The following is a 19,714-nucleotide window of genomic DNA, read 5'->3' as shown; positions in this document are numbered from 1 at the left end:
CTCTCTATCTATTAGTCTTGCTAATGATTTTTTCTGCTATTTCTTGATAGATGTAGCCTAACTCATGATTCTCATCATAGATGGATGGTGCAAAGTCCGCTTCATCCCATTCAGGCTGTGCAAGTGGTAATTGTCCGAGCAGCTCTGTATGAAGTTCTTCAGCAAGCTTAGCACCGCCCCCTTGACCGAACACATATTCACGGTTGCCTGTTTCCTTGCTTTCGAAATAAGACATATTCTCTACAACCCCCAGAATTTCATGGTCTGTCTGAAGAGCCATTGCCCCTGCACGTGCTGCAACGAAGGCTGCTGTCGGATGCGGTGTCGTAACGATAATCTCTTTACTCTTCGGCAGAATCGTATGCACATCAAGTGCGACGTCCCCTGTGCCGGGCGGTAAATCGAGAAGGATATAATCCAGTTCGCCCCATTCCACTTCTTCAAAGAAGTTATTGATCATTTTACCGAGCATCGGGCCGCGCCAGATTACCGGCGCATTCTCTTCTACAAAGAATGCCATCGAGATGACTTTCACGCCGAACCGTTCGACAGGCACAATCATCTGGCCCTTAATACCTGGTCGTTCAGTGATTCCCATCATATCCGGCACACTGAAACCATAGATATCTGCATCTACAAGTCCTACACGCTTACCTAAACGGGCAAGTGCAACAGCCAGGTTAACAGATACTGTTGATTTACCGACCCCGCCCTTACCTGAAGCGACGGAGATGAACTCAACATTTTCCAGTTTACGTTCAACAGGTGATGCCGCTTCTCCGCGATATTGTTCAAGCGTTGCAGCATCCAGTTCCTCAAAACGGATGCCTACAGTTTTGGCCCCATTTGTTTTAAGGGTCTCCACGACTTGCTGCTGCAGATCAAGCTGAGGCTGACCGCCTAGTTTAGCAATCGCCAGTTTAACGCTGACATGTTCTTTTTCTTCTTTAACAGTCAGTTCCTTAATACCGCCTGTTTCTTTTAATGGATGGTTAATGACAGGATCTTTCAGTTGGCCGATTAATTCAATCATCAGTTCTTTACTTAGCAATTTAAACGCTCCTTCTTCTTCTATTAGAACTAGTATAACAAAAAATCAATAAATCACAGTACTATTCGTCCGAATTGTCTTACTTTTCAGCTATGGTGGTATACTGTATATATCCACCAACTAAAATGTAGAGGAATGAGGCTAGATGATACAGAATCATACAATCATGCAGTACTTCGAATGGCATACGAACGGCGACGGTAATCACTGGAACCGCCTTAAAGAAGATGCGCCCAATTTGAAAGAAAGAGGTATTGATGCCGTCTGGATTCCTCCTGTGACCAAAGCAGATAACGTCGCAAATCCTGGTTATAGCGTCTATGATGTCTATGATCTCGGCGAATTTGATCAAAAAGGCGAGGTCCGGACTAAATATGGTACGAAAGAAGAACTAAAAGCTGCTATTAAAGCTTGTCATGACAATGACATAAAAGTATATGTCGATATCGTGATGAATCATAAAGCAGGCGCTGATGAAACCGAAGTATTCAAAGTCGTAGAAGTAGACCCGGAAAACCGTATGAAGGTCATTTCCGAACCGTTTGACATTGAAGGTTACACAAAATTCACTTTCCCCGGCCGCAAAGACAAATACAGTCAGTTCAAATGGAATTACACCCATTTCAACGGCACTGATTATGATCACAGTACCGGAAGAACAGGAATCTATAAAATTCTCGGTGAAAATAAGGACTGGAATGAAAATGTGGACGATGAAAAAGGTAATTTCGACTACTTGATGTTCTCAAATATCGATTATAAGCACCCAGACGTCAGAAAAGAAATGATTGACTGGGGGAAATGGCTGATAGATGAACTGGATATTGACGGGATGCGCTTAGATGCTATCAAGCATATTGAATCTTACTTTATACGAGATTTTGTTCATGCGATGACTGATCATTCTGACAAACCTTTCTACTTCGTCGGTGAATTCTGGCTGCCGGACCTTGAAACCAACGAGAACTTTCTGACAGAGGCTGACTATGCGCTTGATCTGTTTGATGTGAAGCTCCATTACAATTTCAAGGAAGCCTCCGAAAAAGGGCAGGGCTATGATCTTCGTCAATTGTTCGATAAAACACTCGTTCAGGAAAATCCGCTAAATGCTGTCACTTTCGTCGACAATCATGATTCTCAGCCGGGAGAAGCGCTGGAGTCATTCGTCAAAGACTGGTTCAAACCACTTGCCTATGCGTCAATCCTTCTGAGATATGACGGCTTTCCCGTTGTCTTTTACGGTGACTACTACGGTATCGGCGGAGAGATGCCGATAGAAGGCAAACAAGCAATGATTGATACGCTGCTCTTCATCCGCAAAAACAAAGCTTACGGCCTTCAAGATGATTACTTTGATCACGAAAACGTAATCGGCTGGGTGCGCCGTGGTGCAAAAGAAGTGGAAAACTCAGGCTGTGCTGTCATTATGAACAGCAGCACAGAAGAAGCACAGAAACAGATGTTTGTCGGCAAAGAACGGCGCGGTCAAGTCTGGCTTGATTACAACAATGTCCGAGAAGATGAAGTCATTATAGATGACGAGGGTAATGGCATCTTTAAAGTCAATCCAGGCAGCGTGTCAGTATACTGCCAGAAAGACTTCTAAATAAGAAAGGCACGGAATCAAAAGATTCCGTGCCTTTTATTGATCATCTGTCTGATTTAAGTCTTCACTATTCGGATAAAAGATTTCAGTCAGCACATAAAGAACGGTGATAATTATCATAATGACTAAGAAATTGATGCGGATATACTGATAATTGACGTGAACGAAGAAATAGAATATCAACGTCGCTGAAATAGGAATGATTCCATGCACAAGAGGTGCCTGAAAATAAGGATTATCCTGATAAAGGCGTTTCAGATTATCAAAAACGAATTCCACTATCCGCAGCAGAAAAAAACCTCCGGCTATATAGGAGCCGTAGTAAAAAAGATTGTCCGCAAAACTCTGATTATAAGTAAATTCAGCCAGATGCCACGCAATCAGTATGCGACTCAGGCCGAACAGTCCGAATGACACAAGTATGAGAAATATCAAACCGGATACCAGAAAGATAGTGGTCATAAAAAGCAGTGTCATCATCTTGCTGACATCTATTTTGAATTTCATCCTGCGCCTCCTTTATCGTCTATAGACAATATCACCGTCTACAATCGTCATCTTGTTGCGAATATCTCCAATATGCTCAGCAGTGAATGGATCTGTCTCGAGCACTGTGAAGTCCGCCAAATAACCCTCTTTTATCATGCCATTCTCCGGACGCTGGCCAATCATCGCAGCATTAACCGTAAAGAGCTGAATCGCTTCATAAATGGACAGGCATTCTTCAGTGAAATACTGGTTCTGCGCATCGAATGGCCGTCTGTTGACAGCGGCATCTATACTCTTCAATGGATTAAATGACTCGATGGGCGAATCCGAGCCACCGCCTAACATGATACCCGCTTCCGTCAATGATTTCCAGGCGTAAGCATATCGACTGCGTGCTTCACCTACCCGGTCGATTGCCCAGGGGAAGTCAGAAGTGGCAAAAAGGGGCTGTACATCACAGATGAGCGGCAGATTCTTCATACGCGCTATTAAATCCGGCGACAGGAAGCTGACATGAATCAGCCTGTCATGTCCCGACCTCAATGGATATTTTTCAATCGCATCCAGCACCATTTCACACGCTTTATCGCCGATAATATGGACAGCGACTGCTGAATGGTGACGTCGTGCGCGCTGCACCTGTTCTTCTAATTCCTCTTGATTGAAAATAGCAAGCCCTCTCGTATCTGGCTGGTCACTGTACGGCTCACGGAATAAAGCGGTTCTGCCCCCCAGTGCACCATCTGCGTAAAACTTCATCGCATCTTTTTTCAGCCAATCAGTGAACACGTAGTCAGCCACTGACTCGAAGACAGAATAATGACGCAGCAGATTAAGCCTCAGCTGCATTTTATTCTTACCGAACACTTGAGAGTAGGCAGCCAGTACATTTTCGGGGCTATTATAGTAACCTAAGTCTTCGGTATGAATACCTGTCAGTCCGACTGCATGCATTCCACGTGCCGCCCGTTCCATATGTCGCGCAAGTGAATCAACTGTCTCATTCAGGCTGGCATTCACGAACAGATCCATCGCGTGATCATGCACCCAGCCGTTCAATCGCCCCTCTGTTTTTTCAAAATGTCCGCCATCCATGTCCTGGACCTCGTCCTCGATGCATAGGGCACTGAAGGCCGCACTATTGACAATAGCAGCGTGGCGGCATACGCGTTTGATGATGACGCGGCAATCTGCCAGTTCATCGATCTCATCACGCGTCAGTCTATAATTCAGCTGATTGTCATTATAGCCCTCGCAGACCAGCCAGCTCTCTCTCGGAAGCTGCTGTGCCGCAGCCCTGAGCTTTTCTTTTACATCTTCTATTGAAACATCATCTTTGAAATTCACGCTGCCAAGCGCCATTCCTGTACCTACCAGATGGATATGCGTATCCACAAAGCCCGGAAACATGACTGCACCTTGCAGATCAATATATTCCGCCTTTACCTTCGGCACTTCATCAAATAGAGCTACTATCCGGTTGTCATCTACCAGAACCGCTTTAACTTTGTGACCTTCTCGCTGCATCGTGTAAATGGTGCCGCCGTAAAATAATTTCATCTATTACCTCCAAAAAAAAGAAGATATACTCCTTTAAGTATATCTTCTCTTCACTTCTATAAGCAATTATAAGTCAAGGCCCATAGCGCTGAATGTGTCCCCGCCGTTGACGTCACCTGTATCAAAGCCTTTTTTAAACCATTTCATACGTTGCTCACTTGTACCGTGCGTAAAACTTTCCGGATTGACGCGGCCGGTCGCATTTCGCTGAAGGGTATCATCGCCGACTGCATGAGCCGCTTTGATTGCTTCTTCCATGTCACCTTCATCAGTAATTCCTGCTTCATTTTCATAATGGGCATAGACACCGGCGAAGTAGTCAGCCTGAAGCTCAAGAGCTACTGAATATTTATTGAACTCTGTTTCGTTTAACTGCTGTCTTAAACGATTGACTTTATCAGAGATACCCAGTTCATACTGAACGTGGTGTCCGACTTCATGGGCGATGACATAAGCCATCGCGAAGTCACCCGGCGCGTTTAACTGCTGTTCCAGCTGATCCATGAACGTTAAGTCGATATAAAGCTTCTGGTCGCCAGGACAGTAGAAAGGTCCCATCGATGAACTTGCACTACCGCAAGCTGTATTGACACCATTAGAGAACAGAACCATCTTAGGTTCATGATAAGTACGATTGTATTGCTGGAAAATGTTGTTCCAGACATCTTCTGTATCTTTCAGTACAACAGATGCAAACTGTTTGCGGTCATCTGCCGAACCATCCGTCTGGGTCGTCTGTTGCTGCTGCGTCTGTTGTTGCTGGCCGGAATCTCCACCTAAAATATCGCCAGGGCTATTTCCTGTAATCAGCATATAGATAATGGCAACTATAATACCGAGACAGCCGACACCGCCACCGCCTGCTGCCATACCGCCACCCGGAAAGCCGCCGCCACCGCCACTTATATCTTCTACATTTGAACTTCCTTGTCTACCTTGCCACTGCATAAGGTTACCTCCGCTATCTACTTAATTTATTTAATTTATACCCATAATTTTAAGAAACTATCATGCCAAAAAAAATAAGCTGATTCCTCAGCTTACTTTTTATAGGCTTCTAATTTATCGATAGCGGATAAGCCCTGTGTGACGAGATAATACTGTTCAGCTTCTTTCTCCACCGTTACTTTAGCTTCATTTTTATCACTGCCATACACTTTTTTGACAAAATACTCAGGTTTATCAGCCTTCATGACTTTCTTCACATATTTTTCAGGCAGCCAGATATGACCTTTCTTCGATGGATGCACTGCTATAGATAACCGGTCTCCTAAATACAGGTCATCTGTTTTGTCGAGACTGCCTTCAATGAGGAAGCCTTGAACGCCCTGCGATTTACCCCGTAATTCATCACGCGGTGTCAAAGCGACTTTAGTCAGCGAGCCTTTAACGGGACTATCATCCGTGCTGTCAAAAGGCATGACAGGTGATAGCAGTTCCACCTCGCCGCGACGTGCATAGCCTTCAAAATAAGGTTTACCTACGCTCATCGTAAGGACAGGTTTGTCTTGTCTCACAGCTGTAAAGGATTGCAGCTGGTCATCATCGATATCAAGAATGGTGCCTGCTTGACTCGCCTTGATGGTCAGAGCCCCCACTTTATCTTCCTGCTTCTTCTGTTTCTCCTCAAGAATACTGATGTTATTCTCTGCTTTCGTCAGCTCAGACTCCAGCCAGTTGATCTGCGCTTCAATAGAGGCACTTTCTTCAGAAGTCGCTTCAGCTAGCCGCTCCTCATAAGCAGTGATCTGTCCTTCAATCTGTTCTTTTTCCACGCGTTTATTATCAAGCTGCAGGCTCAGTTCAGTGTTACCTTCCTGATCTGCCTCTCTGTAAGTATAAAGCGGATTACCCGCTGCAACCTTCTCGCCTTCTTTAACATGAACCTTGACCGGATCATTCTTTGCGGGCTTCAGATAATAAGTAGCCTGATGCTGTGCGACTTTACCCTTGATGATGATCGTCTGTTTCTTAATAAAATCATCGATATAAATCGTGTTTTTCGCCTGATGAGATTGATAAGCCATATAGACTGCACTTCCAGCAATCATGGCAAAGATAAGCAAAGTGAGCAGCAGCGGCCATAGCCATTTTCTTTTCATTTTTCCCCTCATTCATTATGTCATCCAGAATATGATCTGCCTTATTTCAACAGACGGTCGTCATCAGATTTTATATGTGCATTGAAGTGCTTCATATCCTGACGCTTCATCGACTGATAATAGCGCATGAGCAGATAGATAAAGACAAGTGCTACAAACAGCGATACGAAACCCATCCAAGTCAACTGGCCCCGGCCATCTGCCAGAATAAAATAATAGGCAAAATAAAGATTGATCAGTGCAATCGCACCAAATCCGATATAAGGTAACATATGGCCTCCTAGATCATATGATTGTCGAGCAACGCTTGTCTCGCTGTCTCTATACTATCTTTTCCCTCTTTGTTCTTAAGCGGGCTGAACTCCGATTCACGGTCCACTTGCAGCGTCTTGAAAGTCTCAGCATAACGGAAGATATCAAAGTAGAATTTTTCGAATTTCAACGTTTCTTTTTTCACGACAGCAAAATCTTCATCAAGCTGTTCGAGATTCTTCACGGCCAGATGATAAGGCAGCTTATGAGTCGACGCCGCTTCAAGAAAATCACGTCTGAAAATATGGATGCCGATATTCCCGTTCGTAAACTGATTCTCCAGTCCTTCCGGCAGTTCTGTGTATTCCATGACCTGCTTCTTATCATCTGCCATAATCACACGTCCCACACTTTCACCGTTCAGAGGTCGGATGGTCTTTGTCGTGACATCGGCCCCGGACTCGACAGCAAGACCACAGAACACCGGATCCAGCACCTTCACCAGAACATTATCGATGTTATTGAGATAGATATAATCAATGCCACGTTTGTGCATCGTCTCATAAAGGCCTGTCGCAGCAAGTGCCTCAAAAATACCTCCATTGCCGTTAGGAGAGGTCAGCAGTTCGCCCTGCTTATTCAGTAGCAGCTGTCCTTCAGGTGATAAAGCCACGATATTAGGCTGTTTGAAAAACGTGATATTTTCTTCCGGAAAATTGAAGAAATGATGCGCCTTGAAGAATGCCAGTGTCTCTTCATGATTGATATCACTTGTCATGATAAACCACGGAATGGTTGTATTGCACTCAGCAGAAATCTTCAGCAGTTGTTTCGCCTGTAGCTCAAAGAGACTGATACCATCAAAAGTGAACGTCCCTTTCGGTCCCGGATGCGCAAGACGTGTGCCCTGGCCGCCAGCCATCAGAAGTGCAGCAAAGCGTCCTTCGCGGATAGCCTGACGGCCAAGACCCTCAAGTTCAGTCAGGCGTTCCTCGGACATTTCAGATTTCACTTCTGTCTCTACATCTCTAAGCTGACCCGCCGGCGCTTCAACGTGACGATTGACGTAAACATCTTCATAAAGTGCTGCCACTTCATCCAAATTCAGTGAACTTAATTCCTGGGTCAGTCGGTTCTTTTCTTCTTCAGACATCATCGTCAGCATTTCAGACAGTGCATGGTGATGATAAGTCGGTAAATCCTGCAAAGTAGCCATAATTTCTCCTTTAATAACATGAGTTTTAGTATCCATTTAGCCAGTTGATTGTGCGATGAAACATTTCAACATAGACCAGATAGACAGTCAATAATGTGAAAGTTGTTGCCAGAGACAGGTCGACAATGCCTCCTGTCTTGAAGTGGATCGGCAAAACGACTTTATAGTCAAGCGGGAAAAAGAGTGCAACGCCTCTCGGTGTTAACATATCTAGTATAATATGGCTCGCAATGCCAAGTAAACTAGAGATGATATAAATAAAATCGATATTGAGCAGAGTCAGAATGACAGCCGTCAGCCCCATAAAAAAGAGAGAATGTGTCATCGTTCGATGACCGAAGAAAAAGCCGATCAGTAAGCTAAGAAGCTTTAGCTTGCGACCTATTTTACTGCCTGCGTGACAAATATCAGGCACCAGGCTGAACGCCGCTGTTGTGGTAATAATCGCCACAGACTGACCTAAATCAGTCGTCGTTCTAAGCGCATATCCTGTGCCGAGCAGAATACCGAAAGCGAGATGGGTTTTACCTGTCATACGACTGCCCCCTTCGCTCGCAGCCATTTCAGCGCTTCTCGTTCACTGAGCTTTGACAAGCCTGCTTTACTGACGTAGTCCATAACAAAGTCAGGGGCTGTCTTCGAGTATTCTCTCAGAATCCAGCCGATCGCTTTTCTGATAAAAAATTCTTTATCGTGTTTCAGTTGTTCAATCATTTTAATCAACAATTCCTCATTCATCTTACTCTTAAATTTCAGCTGATGCAGCAGCCCTGCACGCTGCAACCAGAAATTATCAGAAGTCACCCAGCCCATCATGCGCTCAAGATCCTCCGGATGACCCTGACGGATGATAGGACCGACGATATTCGGACTAAGATCATCTATGGAATCCCACCAGCTGTTCTGCAGCACCAAGGACTCCAGAAAAGATAGGTCATCTGAGGTGAGCTCATGCCTCTGTTTTTCCAGCAGCCTTATAGCAAAGTAATGATATTCGCGTTCAGGCTCGGAAAACAGGGCCTGCACCAGCATTTTCAGGGCATGACTTTCAGGTAATTCGTATGTTCTGAACAGTTCACGATTAATCGGTGCGCTGTCTTTCTTCTTAATACCTAGGAACGGAAACTGATTCTTCATATATCTGCTCATCGTGACACTATTATCAGCATCTGCATAGGGTGTATAGGTTTCTTTAATGATATCAAGCGTCAGTATCATGAGGACACATCCATTGCTTCAGCAGATGATACTTTCACATCTTCTGCTGATTGTATTGATGTCTCTTCAGCTGTTTCTTCAGCCGTCTTCTCGGCTGACGGCTGTTCTGTCGCCGGCACTTCAGTAGTCGGAACTTCAGAGGTCACTTGTTCTGTCGTCACGCTTTCTGTTGTACGCGGGACTGTTCTTATTTCTGCAGTCGGCTGTTCTGTCTTGACACAATGATGATCCTGGCAGAGATAACCTTCAGTCGCGAGGTTATTCCAGGCGCGCGAGTATTCAGGCGTATCAGTATATTTGGTACAAGTGCCTGTCAATAGACAGTTTCTCGCTGCATTATAGATGGCTGTATCGTAATGCTCGTCACTCACCGCTTCTGTTGCCGGATCGTTCTCTGTCTCCGGTGATTTGACTCTTACTTTTACCGAGGGCTTCTTAGCATCGTTATGGCCAGTCGCTTGTTCGGTTTCTTTATGTTCATCTTTCATTTCTTTTGTATTTTCCTTATCAATCTGTGGATCTTTCTCATCTGATTGCTGCTGACAGCCTGACAGTATCAGCACTAAGCCAAGAACTAGAACCATTAACTGTTTCATGTTCTCTCTCCTTACCATTAGTATTTAACTATTATACTGGTTATTCATGAAAAAGGAATCTATTAATAGTTACTATGCCTGTCAATTTTTATACGCATTATTTGTAAGCGTGTAAAAAAAGGGGTATATTATAAGTAACAAAATATAAAAAGGATGTGTTTATCAATGGCAATGACAATCACTAAAAACGACAAAGAGGTTAACATTAAATGGCGTGTAGCGGATATTACAATCCCGAACGAAGATATCGTCAGCGTTAAAGAAGATACTAATATTTATGCTGCTACCGATGAGAACCAGGAGAATGTTGTACGTATTGGCTCTACTTTTGGTAAAACAAACCGTATTCTGTTAGAAACAAAAGATAAATCATATATTATCTATACACACAATGATAAAAAAATCCTGAATGAATTAAATAAATAATATGACTAGTCGCACTTCTGTGCGGCTTTTTCTGTCAATGGAGGACTCTCAATGGAAAACTTAGCAAATAAAGTCGCCCTTATTACGGGGGGATCTCGTGGTATCGGGCGCGCGACCGCTATCGCACTTGCCGATGAAGGTGTCAAAATAGCCATCACCGGCCGTCATGCTGATGCCCTGCAGGAAACACTTGATATGCTGGACACTGATGCTACAGCTGTAGTCTGCGATATGAAAAAAGAAGAGGATATCAAAGCAGCAGTCGAACATACACTCGACACATTCGGCCGTATCGATATCCTCATCAATAATGCAGGCATCATGAAAACAAATCTTTTCCTCGAGACATCTGCCGAGGAGCTCCGTGACATGTTTGAAACGAATGTCATGGGCGTCTTCACCATGATGCAGCAAGTCCTGCCTCATATGATCGAACAGCAGGCCGGTGACATCGTTAATATCGCCTCTATGTCTTCCATCAATGCAACGGCTAAGACTGCTGCCTATTCAGCTACTAAGTTTGCAGTGGCAGGTATGACTGAAGGTGTGATGCGTGAAATGCGCGAACATCATATTCGTACCTTCACTATCAATCCTTCAGCTGTCCTGACAGATTTAATCGGTGAAACCTCACTTGATCCGGACACGATGACCCATCCTGAGGATATCGCGGACGTCATCGTCAGCCAGCTTAAACTCAACCGCCGTACATTCATTAAAACGAATCAGATCTGGGCAACTCATCCTGTCCAGAAATAAGGAGGAAACTTTATGTTTGTCGTATCCAACCGCATTAAAATGAAAACAGGTTTTGCAGAAAAAATGGCCCCGCGCTTCACGCAAGGTGGCGGCATTGAAGATTTGAAAGGTTTCGTCAAGACAGAAGTTCTCGCTGTTCAGGGCAACCCGGAACATGATGAGCTGCACGTCAACACTTACTGGGAGACACTGGAGGACTTTGAAGCCTGGAAGACTTCAGATGCATTTAAGAAAGCACATCAGCGTCCCTCTCAGTCCCAGGGTGAATCACCGATGCTCGGTTCTGAGCTCGTCATCTATGAACTTAAATCACAACTTGAGCGTCCATAAAAAAATTCCAGTCATATGACTGGAATTTTTTTAATAGATAAGGTGTGCCATCGCAATGATAATCGGTAAAATGATGGCCGTCCGAATCAAGAAGATGGCAAATAGTTTAGGCAGACTGACTGGAATCTTGGAGCCCAGTATCACACCGCCTACTTCTGATAGATAGATCAGTTGCGATATGCTGAGTGCACCGATGACAAACCGCGTCATCTCACTCGGCACATCCTGAATCAGAATGGCCGGCAGGAACATATCCGCGAAACCGATCAGAATAGTCTGTGACGCCTCAGCCGCATGAGGGACCTGCAGGAAATTCAGTATAGGAACAAATGGAGCGCCTAAAATCTTAAAGAGCGGTGTGAATTCTGCAAGCATGGTCGCAATGGTACCGATGGCCATGACTACGGGTAGAACGGCAAACCACATATCCATCACCGTGCGGAAACCGAGGCCGAGGAAATCACTGAAATTCCGTCCTCTATAGCCTCTATATACCGCATTTTCAAAACCATAGCTGAGGGCGTTGTAACCAGCGGGAATATCCTCCTTCAGTTTTTCAGCTGAACCATTTGAATATGTATCCGGTATGGACGACAGCGGCCAGATGCGCGGTGTGATCATCGCAGCGATCAGACAGGATGCAATCACGGTAAAGTAAAAGAAAAAGAAATGGTTCATGACTTCTACTTGTTTGGCGATGACAATCGCAAACGTAATCGAGACCACTGAGAAGCTGGTGGCGATGATCGTGGCTTCTCTTCTTGTATAGAAGCCTTCTGCATATTGCTTAGACGCCATCATGACACCGACTGTACCATCGCCGACAAATGAAGCTAGATTCTCAACGGCAGAACGTCCAGGTAAGGTAAAGAGCGGACGCATGACACGCGAGAACATCGGACCGATAAACTCGAATAAACCGTAATCCATAAGTAGCGGCAGGAAAAGTCCTGCAAACAGGAAGACTGTGACGAGTGTCGGCAGCAGGTCATTATAAATCAGTCCGCCGGTCGCTTCTGTATTCACAAAAGGCACAGGTAATTTAAAATAGACAACAATCGCAAAGAACGTCCCTAAAAGCCGGATGATCAACCAGATGATATTGACTTCAAACAAATTCTTCATAAAAGAAGTCTTCGCATTCTTTAAGATTGAACAGTAGAGGGTCATCAGCATGGAAATAGTGATGATGATGATGAGTACGGTCGGCATACCTTTGCCTATCGTCTCTTTAAGCCAGCCGGCAAGAAGTGCGACCGGCAATGTCGCCTCTCCGTCCACTGTCAATGGTGTGACAAATAAGAACAATCCCAGGATTGAAGTCAGAATAAACTTCCACATCCCTATCGTATGCTGCTTCTGTGTTAACTTCTCCATTATATCCTCCATCCGAAAAAAAGAGCGTAAAAGAATTTTTACGCTCTTTCCTTATTATTTATATGCAATGCAGATATATAGAAGTATACACAATTTAGAAAACGTTTTCAATATCTAAAAATGATCTTTTCTTAATGCCTTCAACAAAGAAATCATCATGAAGAAAATCACGACAGAGAACGGCAGTGCCGCAATAATGAGGACGTTCTGTAATCCCGCAGTACCGCCTGCATACATGACGATCCCAGCAATGACAGATAAGAGTAATCCCCAGGTGACTTTGACAAGTGCAGTCGGATTGATATCTCCATTACTGCTGAGCATACCCAGGACATATGTCGCCGAGTCCGCTGATGTAATAAAGAATAGCGCGATAACAAAAAGCGTGATGAAACTCATTATTTTACCCAGTGGATAATGCTGCAGCATAGCAAATGTGGTGGTTTCAACCGGGAACTGCGATAAATCAATGCCCCCCAGCTGTAAATGGACAGCAGATGCACCGAAGACTGCAAAGAAAATAAAGCAGACCAAGGCAGGCACTAATAGTACACCTAAGATAAATTCCTTGATGGTCCGGCCACGTGAGACCCGTGCAATGAAAATACCGACAAACGGCGCCCAGGCGATCCACCATGCCCAGTAGAAGATGGTCCAGCTGTTAATCCATTGACGTCTGCCATCTGCCAGAGGCTCAAGGCGCAATGTCATATCCACGAAATGAGCAACGTAGTTCCCGAGTGTATCGGTGAATGTATTCAGAATATAGACGGTCGGCCCGACAATGAACAGTAAAATCATCAGCGCAAAACCTAGCAGCATGTTGATGTTACTGAGTGTCTTGATACCTTTATCAATGCCTGACCATGCAGACCAGGTAAAGAGAATCGTCGACACGACGAGAATAATCACTTGGATCGTAAAGTTACTTGGCACTTTAAACAAATAATTCAGACCTTCATTAATCTGTGCTGCACCGAAACCAAGTGTCGCTGCTACACCCATAACAGTCGCGATAATCGCGAGTATATCAATGGTCTTACCGATAGGTCCTGCCATTTTTTCTTTGCCGAAAAGTGGGACAAGCGTCGCACTGATGAGTCCGGGGTAGCCCTTATAAAAGCTGAAATAAGCAAGGACAAGCGCTACGACACCGTAAACTGCCCAGGCATGTATTCCCCAGTGGAAGAAAGCATATTGGAACGCATCACCGATTGCTTCATTGGTCCCCGGTTTAGCTTTAGGTGTCTGTTTGAACGCATGGCTGATGGGTTCAGCCGTCGTCCAGAAGACAAGCCCCATCCCCATTCCTGCACTGAAAAGCATAGCAAACCATGAAGGCAGTGAAAACTCGGCTTCTTCATCCGGTGCACCCAGCTTGATGCCACCAAACGGTGAGAAGAAGATGTAAAGACAGAAAATCAGAATAATGGCAACAGTGATCAGATAATACCAGCCGAAATTCGTGGTAATAAATGCAGTCATCTGCTGCGTGCTCTTCTGCATACCTGCAGGCGACACAACGCCCCAGGCTGCAAAGAGAATACAGATGACAGCTGAGATCATAAAGACAGGCGTATATTTTTTCATAATAACCTCCACAATAATTTACGTCTACTTATTCCCTATTAGCAGCGCTTTAACCAAAAAAAAGAGAAGCAGCCGCTTCTCTTTTCACTCAAATATGATGGATTCCAGCATCTCAATCTCAGCTGCGCCGACTTCGTCTCCCGCCACGCGAAAATGTTTCTTCGCCTGTGAAAAATAATCTTTCGCTTCTACCGGCTGACTCTGCGCAGCATAAAGTTCACCGAGTGCACGCTCTGCATAGGCTTGACTGATCTCATCTTGCGCATGATCTCGTGCTTTTGTCAGTATAAGAAGGGCACCCTCGTAATCACCACTCAGCATCTTTGTATAACCTTGAGCATAATAATTAGCCGCAAAACTCTCGACATCGTGGGCATCAAGTAACCTTTCTTCTTGCTGGAAATAATCTGCCGCCTGTTCAAATTCACTGTCAAGCTGTTCTACAGTCCCGAGCTGATGCAAAATGGCCGGCTTCTCTTCAGCAGTCGTCGCTGCCAGCATTTCGAGATAGTGGGCTCTTGCCGTATCAAACTTCTGCTCAGTGATGTATAGATAACCGAGCGCATGCTGATAAGTCACATAGTCCTCTGTACCGGGTGTCAATTCATTCTTCATTTCATCGAACAGACGATAGGCCTCTTTGTCGTCTCCTTGGTCATAAGCATCGAAAGCTGCTTCAATTTTCTCTTCTATCACATGGATTCCTCCTTTTTCTTCATTGTAATGTCAGTCATGCGCAATGTCTAATGAAGACATGTTATAATTGACTTACCAATTATTGAGAGGAAACTTTATGTCTTATTTTAAACTTTTTACTTTTATTCTCAGCATCTTTGTTGTCGGTATGGTTGAACTCGTCGTCGCAGGTGTGCTGACACTGATCAGTGACGATCTGCACATCTCGCCCGGCCTTGCTGGTCAGCTCGTCACGATTTATGCGTTGACCTTCGCTATCTCTGGTCCTATCCTGGTCAAGCTGACAGAGCGTTTCAATCCAAGAACGGTCCTTCTGGTCAGTCTCGCGGTTTTTATGGCAGGTAATGCCCTTAATGCCGCCGGTCAGACGTTTACCCTTATTGTCATCGGACGTATCATCGCTTCAGCAGCCGCTTCCATCATCGTCGTTAAAATACTGGCCTTGACAGTTGTCCTGAGCAAGCCTGAAACAAGGGGCAAGATGCTCGGGCTCGTCTATGTGGGATTCAGCGGCGCCAATGTCTTCGGTGTCCCTATCGGTACGAAGCTCGGTGAACTGCTCGGCTGGCGTGCAACGTTCTGGATGATCGTCCTCTTCAGCTTCGTCGCTGCCATCCTGCTGGTCTACCAGTTACCGAAACACATTCAGGGTGAGACTTCAGATTCCAGCCGCAACCAGCTGCTCTATCCGAAGGAAGCCGCTAAATATATCAGTATTACCTTTATACTGCTGGCGGCGAATTCAGCTGTCTTCACTTATATCAGTCCGATCATGATTGAACACGGCTACAACTTGACCGATGTCTCTATCGCACTTTTTGTTGCGGGTATCGGCAGCATGACCGGCACCAGTTTTGGTGGTACAATGACCGACCGCCTGGGCAGCCGCAAATGGCTGCTGGTCAGTCTGACACTCTTTATGCTGACACTGCTGATCTTTAATTTTGTACTGTCTTCATTTGTCGTGCTGTTAGTTGTCATTCTGGTCTGGAATTTCTCTGAATGGAGCACCAATCCTGCTATTCAGATGGGTATCATCAAGCAGGTAGAAGGTGATACCAGTCAGATTATGGCATGGAATATGTCAGCGCTCAATGCAGGCATCGGCGCAGGTGCCCTCCTCGGCGGTATTCTGCTCGAGAACTTCTCGCTCACTTACAGCCCTTATATGGCAGCCGGTCTGGTCGTTATCTGTCTCTGCATCGCATTCGCAATCAAACGTTAAAAAAAGAGGTCAGGTATAACCTGACCTCTTATATTGTGCCGTAATAACAGCGCGTCATATTAGGGATAACCACTTTACCTTCTTCTGCGAATGCCTGGAATAACGATCTGAGCGCCGTCACAAAGGCATCAAAATCTTCATCTGTCGCCTCAAGCGCATAACTTGCTGATAGACAACGGTCGATAAACTGCTGCTCCTTATAGGTCAGGTCCTGACGAGTTTCAAACAGTTCAAACTCTCCTTCAAAGAACTGACGAATAGCATCATCATTATTCATCATCCCGTTACTACTGCCACTGTATGCCGGACAATAGGTCTTGAAGATATCCGCTGTTCGACGGTTGATAAGTGCTGCTTCATCTCTGACATTCCAGATGAGGCAGACAACGCCCCGCGGTTTAAGTATTCTGCTGCATTCCTCTTTAAACTGCTGCCAGTCGAACCAGTGGAAGGCCTGTGCTGCCACTACCAGATCAACGGTGCCTGCGTCTATCTCTGTATGTTCGGCAGGGCGTTCACTGACAACCAGCTGGTCACACATCAGACTATCCCGCAGACGCTCAGCCATCACCTGATTAGGTTCGACCGCAATGACCCGACAGCCTAAATCAAGAATCTTTTCGGTGAATTTACCGGTGCCGGCACCAATATCTGCTATGAGTGTATCTTCTTTTATATTAAATTGATGTTTTAGAAAAGTAAGCATTTCATCCGGATAGGATGGTCTGCTTTTTTCATATAGAAATGCTTTAGTCGTAAAAACATCCGTATGGTCCATACGTGTTCCCCCCGTTAAAAGACTACTTAAACCACTGTGTCAGCTGTCCCTTATCTTCAATCATTTCTATCATACCATACGCTCCATTAATAATCGCCATCTGCGGCGGTTTATGTCCGAAATCCACATCATAGATCACAGGTTTCCCCAGTTCCTGCGCTAAATCCTGATAGACATTTTTATAAGTATAGTCTTCCTTGACACTTGGTTTGCCCACACGGCCGAACATAACACCGGCTGCAGATTCGAACCAGCCCGCGTATTTCATCTGGGTCAATGAACGTTTCAGATCAACTGTATCCAGTTCACTGACATCTATATACCATAGAATGTCTTCACCTTCTGTATGGTTGTCTCTGAAGGCAGCAACGTCGCCGTAAGGGGTGCCGATTAAGTGTCTCATCGTATCTATACATCCACCGAGCACACGCCCTTCAAAGCGAGCCCCTGTTAAATCGTGTCCTTTTGCGTCTACTGCCTTCCACTCTGTCTTCTCTGTCAGATTGAAGACAATATCAGTAGGATGCTCATGATCCCACTCGAGCTGATAACGTTCAGAAGAAGTCTGGATGATTTGCTGGCCGGACTTACCACTCAGTACATCCAGCCAGCGTGCTGTGACTTCGTCCATATGACTGCCGCGTAAATCCACAATATTCGCCATATGCGCAGTGGCAATCCCTGTCTTCAGCGTCACAGCGAGTAATAGAGTGGAGATATCAGAATAACCGGTCAGCCACTTTGTTTGCAGCTTATCAAAATCAAGATATTCCAGTAATTCAACGGCCAGATGGCCACCCCACGGCGGCATGATGACATCTATATTCGGATCAGTCATCATCTGCACCAAGCCTGCTGCACGCTTCTCAGCAGAAACAGCCCGCGCCTTTTTTTGTCCCCAGATATCTTCGTTCAGGACAATTTTGAAGCCTCTTTCTTCCATACGTTTAAAGGCCTGTTCGAACATTTCCTCCGCCTCAGAGAAAATACCGTTAGATACAGGTGTGATTCCAATTGTGCTGTGTTCCAATAATACCGGATATTTCATATGCGTCATCCCATTCTGTATTGTAGTCTTTCTCAATTATAAAGCAAAAAGCGCTTTTCCATAAGGAAAAACACTTAATATGCATATAAGTGACTTATCTGTAGAAGACAAGTCCAATGACAAGACCCAGCAGAACAATCAGCCACGGGGCGAATTTGAAATAATGCAGGCAGCAGAATAACAGCACAAATAAAAGATAATCTTTAATATCAAATAATGTATGACTGATGATCGGATCAATCCAGGCGGCAGCAAGAATACCGATGACCCCTGCATTGATGCCGATTAAAGCTTTTCGCATCATTGTCTTCTCACGCATCTGCTGCCAGAATGGCAGACACCCCGCTACAAGCAGAAAGGCCGGCAGGAAAATCGCTACCATGGCCAATAACCCGCCCCATAGTCCGCCGATCACCGCGCCAATATATGAAGCAAAGGTAAATAACGGCCCCGGTACAGCTTGTGCAAGACCATAGCCCGCAATGAATTCATCAGCCTCTAAAAAGACCGGGACAAATTCCCGTTCCAAAAGCGGCAGTACGACGTGGCCACCACCAAAGACTAATAAGCCTGACCGGTAGAATTTATCAAAGACAGTCAGCCAGTCATTCTGAAGAAGATTCGCACAGACAGGTAAACCGACCAGTAGAATCACCAGCAAGACCAAATTGATGATACCTGTACGTCTCGACAGCGGTAATGCTACAGGGCCGCCCTGTTCAGAACCCGCTTTAAAGAGCGCTATACCGATAAGGGCTGAAATGATGATGACCGCTATCTGTGTCACAGCAGTGGACAGGTAGAGACAGGCTAACAGTGCCAGCAGCGCTATTCCGACCGTCTGCCATGACTGCAGACTGCCTTTCGCCATCCCAATCAGGGCATGCAGGACAACGGCAACAGCCACCAGCTTCAGTCCCTGTACCCAGTCGATGGAAGGCGGCATCAGTCTGACTGCCAGAATCAGAAGCAGTACAGAAGGCAGCGTAAAGCCGAGAAAAGCGGCGATTCCGCCGAGCAGGCCGCCTCTCATCATGCCGATAGCCATGCCCACCTGACTGCTGGCCGGCCCCGGCAGAAACTGACAGAGCGCCACTAAATCCTGATAGACTTTGTCAGACAACCATTCCCTTTTCTCCACGTATTCTGCTCTGAAATAACCTAGATGGGCAGTAGGTCCCCCAAATGAAGTGATACCTAGTTTTAATGCGACGATGAAAATTTCCAGTATGCGATTCATATGGCTCCTTAAAGTCATTTTCTTTTATCGTACTATGAAAGGGCGCGCAAGAAGTATTACAAGATTGTAAATTAAAGAGTTTATTAAGATTTTGTGAAAACGTATACATTTGACGCCGTTCACGTTTATAATAAATAGATATCACAAAGGGAGGA

Annotated in this window: 21 protein-coding genes; 5 read left to right on the top strand and 16 right to left on the bottom strand. The window is 45.2% G+C overall.

The window, feature by feature from the left end; translation table 11 throughout:
* Window positions 1–4 precede the first annotated feature (4 nt).
* Window positions 5–1,033, bottom strand: a complete 1,029-nt coding sequence (locus QSV55_RS02265) for an Mrp/NBP35 family ATP-binding protein (RefSeq protein ID WP_434784208.1) — start codon at window positions 1,031–1,033, stop codon at window positions 5–7.
* Between the two features lie 163 nt (window positions 1,034–1,196).
* Here QSV55_RS02265 and QSV55_RS02260 point away from each other — a divergent pair, with 163 nt between their 5' ends.
* On the top strand, window positions 1,197–2,657 hold the full coding sequence (locus QSV55_RS02260; protein ID WP_289650529.1) for an alpha-amylase: 1,461 nt from the start codon (window positions 1,197–1,199) through the stop codon (window positions 2,655–2,657).
* A gap of 36 nt (window positions 2,658–2,693) precedes the next feature.
* Here QSV55_RS02260 and QSV55_RS02255 read toward each other — a convergent pair whose 3' ends face one another.
* The 9 genes from QSV55_RS02255 to QSV55_RS02215 all read right to left on the bottom strand — a co-directional run bounded on the left by QSV55_RS02255 (window position 2,694) and on the right by QSV55_RS02215 (window position 10,090).
* The gene (locus QSV55_RS02255) at window positions 2,694–3,164 is read right to left on the bottom strand and encodes a SepA family multidrug efflux transporter (RefSeq protein WP_289650528.1); all 471 of its coding nucleotides are present in this window, start codon (window positions 3,162–3,164) and stop codon (window positions 2,694–2,696) included.
* 12 nt (window positions 3,165–3,176) lie between these two features.
* Window positions 3,177–4,706, bottom strand: coding sequence for an amidohydrolase (locus QSV55_RS02250; protein WP_289650527.1), 1,530 nt, complete (start codon window positions 4,704–4,706; stop codon window positions 3,177–3,179).
* 66 nt (window positions 4,707–4,772) lie between these two features.
* Complete coding sequence (gene ypfJ / locus QSV55_RS02245) at window positions 4,773–5,654, bottom strand: KPN_02809 family neutral zinc metallopeptidase (RefSeq protein ID WP_289650526.1); 882 nt, start codon at window positions 5,652–5,654, stop codon at window positions 4,773–4,775.
* Between the two features lie 92 nt (window positions 5,655–5,746).
* On the bottom strand, window positions 5,747–6,808 hold the full coding sequence (locus QSV55_RS02240; RefSeq protein WP_289650525.1) for an efflux RND transporter periplasmic adaptor subunit: 1,062 nt from the start codon (window positions 6,806–6,808) through the stop codon (window positions 5,747–5,749).
* Window positions 6,809–6,849: 41 nt separating this feature from the next.
* Complete coding sequence (locus QSV55_RS02235) at window positions 6,850–7,080, bottom strand: hypothetical protein (protein ID WP_133452435.1); 231 nt, start codon at window positions 7,078–7,080, stop codon at window positions 6,850–6,852.
* A gap of 8 nt (window positions 7,081–7,088) precedes the next feature.
* A complete protein-coding gene (locus QSV55_RS02230; RefSeq protein ID WP_289650524.1) occupies window positions 7,089–8,276 on the bottom strand; it encodes a UTP--glucose-1-phosphate uridylyltransferase in 1,188 nt (395 codons plus the stop codon).
* A gap of 25 nt (window positions 8,277–8,301) precedes the next feature.
* A complete protein-coding gene (locus QSV55_RS02225; RefSeq protein WP_289650523.1) occupies window positions 8,302–8,811 on the bottom strand; it encodes a metal-dependent hydrolase in 510 nt (169 codons plus the stop codon).
* Window positions 8,808–9,494, bottom strand: a complete 687-nt coding sequence (locus tag QSV55_RS02220; protein WP_289650522.1) for a DNA alkylation repair protein — start codon at window positions 9,492–9,494, stop codon at window positions 8,808–8,810. Before QSV55_RS02220 ends, QSV55_RS02225 begins: the two co-directional genes overlap by 4 nt.
* On the bottom strand, window positions 9,491–10,090 hold the full coding sequence (locus QSV55_RS02215) for a hypothetical protein (protein WP_289650521.1): 600 nt from the start codon (window positions 10,088–10,090) through the stop codon (window positions 9,491–9,493). The genes QSV55_RS02220 and QSV55_RS02215 overlap by 4 nt, the downstream gene beginning before the upstream one ends.
* Before the next feature lie 165 nt (window positions 10,091–10,255).
* On the opposite strand from QSV55_RS02215, the gene QSV55_RS02210 reads away from it, so the two are divergent.
* From QSV55_RS02210 to QSV55_RS02200, 3 genes are read left to right on the top strand one after another with little or no spacing between them, the layout of a single operon-like run.
* Window positions 10,256–10,516: a SunI/YnzG family protein gene (locus QSV55_RS02210; protein ID WP_133431720.1), complete on the top strand. Its 261-nt coding sequence runs from the start codon at window positions 10,256–10,258 to the stop codon at window positions 10,514–10,516.
* A 51-nt stretch (window positions 10,517–10,567) separates the two neighbouring features.
* The gene (locus QSV55_RS02205) at window positions 10,568–11,275 is read left to right on the top strand and encodes an SDR family NAD(P)-dependent oxidoreductase (protein ID WP_289650520.1); all 708 of its coding nucleotides are present in this window, start codon (window positions 10,568–10,570) and stop codon (window positions 11,273–11,275) included.
* Between the two features lie 12 nt (window positions 11,276–11,287).
* On the top strand, window positions 11,288–11,605 hold the full coding sequence (locus tag QSV55_RS02200; protein ID WP_133452431.1) for a heme oxygenase: 318 nt from the start codon (window positions 11,288–11,290) through the stop codon (window positions 11,603–11,605).
* 30 nt (window positions 11,606–11,635) lie between these two features.
* Here QSV55_RS02200 and QSV55_RS02195 read toward each other — a convergent pair whose 3' ends face one another.
* The 3 genes from QSV55_RS02195 to QSV55_RS02185 form a co-directional block, all read right to left on the bottom strand.
* Window positions 11,636–12,982 (bottom strand): YjiH family protein, encoded by a 1,347-nt coding sequence (locus tag QSV55_RS02195; RefSeq protein WP_289650519.1) that lies wholly within the window; start codon window positions 12,980–12,982, stop codon window positions 11,636–11,638.
* A gap of 114 nt (window positions 12,983–13,096) precedes the next feature.
* The gene (locus tag QSV55_RS02190; RefSeq protein ID WP_289650518.1) at window positions 13,097–14,572 is read right to left on the bottom strand and encodes a BCCT family transporter; all 1,476 of its coding nucleotides are present in this window, start codon (window positions 14,570–14,572) and stop codon (window positions 13,097–13,099) included.
* A gap of 84 nt (window positions 14,573–14,656) precedes the next feature.
* On the bottom strand, window positions 14,657–15,268 hold the full coding sequence (locus tag QSV55_RS02185; RefSeq protein WP_289650517.1) for a tetratricopeptide repeat protein: 612 nt from the start codon (window positions 15,266–15,268) through the stop codon (window positions 14,657–14,659).
* Between the two features lie 97 nt (window positions 15,269–15,365).
* On the opposite strand from QSV55_RS02185, the gene QSV55_RS02180 reads away from it, so the two are divergent.
* A complete protein-coding gene (locus tag QSV55_RS02180; RefSeq protein ID WP_289650516.1) occupies window positions 15,366–16,493 on the top strand; it encodes an MFS transporter in 1,128 nt (375 codons plus the stop codon).
* 28 nt (window positions 16,494–16,521) lie between these two features.
* Here the strand turns inward: QSV55_RS02180 and QSV55_RS02175 are convergent, their stop codons facing one another.
* From QSV55_RS02175 to chrA, 3 genes are all read right to left on the bottom strand, one after another.
* The gene (locus QSV55_RS02175) at window positions 16,522–17,271 is read right to left on the bottom strand and encodes a class I SAM-dependent methyltransferase (protein ID WP_289650515.1); all 750 of its coding nucleotides are present in this window, start codon (window positions 17,269–17,271) and stop codon (window positions 16,522–16,524) included.
* A 22-nt stretch (window positions 17,272–17,293) separates the two neighbouring features.
* The gene (locus QSV55_RS02170) at window positions 17,294–18,319 is read right to left on the bottom strand and encodes a S66 family peptidase (RefSeq protein WP_289650514.1); all 1,026 of its coding nucleotides are present in this window, start codon (window positions 18,317–18,319) and stop codon (window positions 17,294–17,296) included.
* Between the two features lie 94 nt (window positions 18,320–18,413).
* Window positions 18,414–19,559: a chromate efflux transporter gene (gene chrA / locus QSV55_RS02165; protein WP_289650513.1), complete on the bottom strand. Its 1,146-nt coding sequence runs from the start codon at window positions 19,557–19,559 to the stop codon at window positions 18,414–18,416.
* Window positions 19,560–19,714 lie beyond the last annotated feature (155 nt).

The organism is Macrococcus bovicus (assembly GCF_030376725.1).
In the GTDB taxonomy this organism is placed as follows: Bacteria; Bacillota; Bacilli; order Staphylococcales; family Staphylococcaceae; genus Macrococcus; species Macrococcus bovicus.
This window is presented reverse-complemented; position numbering and strand designations above follow the sequence as displayed.

Coding starts and splice junctions, on each gene's coding strand:
- QSV55_RS02265 (WP_434784208.1), bottom strand. CDS start 1,033: ATGATTGAATTAATCGGCCAACTGAAAGATCCTGTCATTAACCATCCA.
- QSV55_RS02260 (WP_289650529.1), top strand. CDS start 1,197: ATGATACAGAATCATACAATCATGCAGTACTTCGAATGGCATACGAAC.
- QSV55_RS02255 (WP_289650528.1), bottom strand. CDS start 3,164: ATGAAATTCAAAATAGATGTCAGCAAGATGATGACACTGCTTTTTATG.
- QSV55_RS02250 (WP_289650527.1), bottom strand. CDS start 4,706: ATGAAATTATTTTACGGCGGCACCATTTACACGATGCAGCGAGAAGGT.
- ypfJ (WP_289650526.1), bottom strand. CDS start 5,654: ATGCAGTGGCAAGGTAGACAAGGAAGTTCAAATGTAGAAGATATAAGT.
- QSV55_RS02240 (WP_289650525.1), bottom strand. CDS start 6,808: ATGAAAAGAAAATGGCTATGGCCGCTGCTGCTCACTTTGCTTATCTTT.
- QSV55_RS02235 (WP_133452435.1), bottom strand. CDS start 7,080: ATGTTACCTTATATCGGATTTGGTGCGATTGCACTGATCAATCTTTAT.
- QSV55_RS02230 (WP_289650524.1), bottom strand. CDS start 8,276: ATGGCTACTTTGCAGGATTTACCGACTTATCATCACCATGCACTGTCT.
- QSV55_RS02225 (WP_289650523.1), bottom strand. CDS start 8,811: ATGACAGGTAAAACCCATCTCGCTTTCGGTATTCTGCTCGGCACAGGA.
- QSV55_RS02220 (WP_289650522.1), bottom strand. CDS start 9,494: ATGATACTGACGCTTGATATCATTAAAGAAACCTATACACCCTATGCA.
- QSV55_RS02215 (WP_289650521.1), bottom strand. CDS start 10,090: ATGAAACAGTTAATGGTTCTAGTTCTTGGCTTAGTGCTGATACTGTCA.
- QSV55_RS02210 (WP_133431720.1), top strand. CDS start 10,256: ATGGCAATGACAATCACTAAAAACGACAAAGAGGTTAACATTAAATGG.
- QSV55_RS02205 (WP_289650520.1), top strand. CDS start 10,568: ATGGAAAACTTAGCAAATAAAGTCGCCCTTATTACGGGGGGATCTCGT.
- QSV55_RS02200 (WP_133452431.1), top strand. CDS start 11,288: ATGTTTGTCGTATCCAACCGCATTAAAATGAAAACAGGTTTTGCAGAA.
- QSV55_RS02195 (WP_289650519.1), bottom strand. CDS start 12,982: ATGGAGAAGTTAACACAGAAGCAGCATACGATAGGGATGTGGAAGTTT.
- QSV55_RS02190 (WP_289650518.1), bottom strand. CDS start 14,572: ATGAAAAAATATACGCCTGTCTTTATGATCTCAGCTGTCATCTGTATT.
- QSV55_RS02180 (WP_289650516.1), top strand. CDS start 15,366: ATGTCTTATTTTAAACTTTTTACTTTTATTCTCAGCATCTTTGTTGTC.
- QSV55_RS02175 (WP_289650515.1), bottom strand. CDS start 17,271: ATGGACCATACGGATGTTTTTACGACTAAAGCATTTCTATATGAAAAA.
- QSV55_RS02170 (WP_289650514.1), bottom strand. CDS start 18,319: ATGAAATATCCGGTATTATTGGAACACAGCACAATTGGAATCACACCT.
- chrA (WP_289650513.1), bottom strand. CDS start 19,559: ATGAATCGCATACTGGAAATTTTCATCGTCGCATTAAAACTAGGTATC.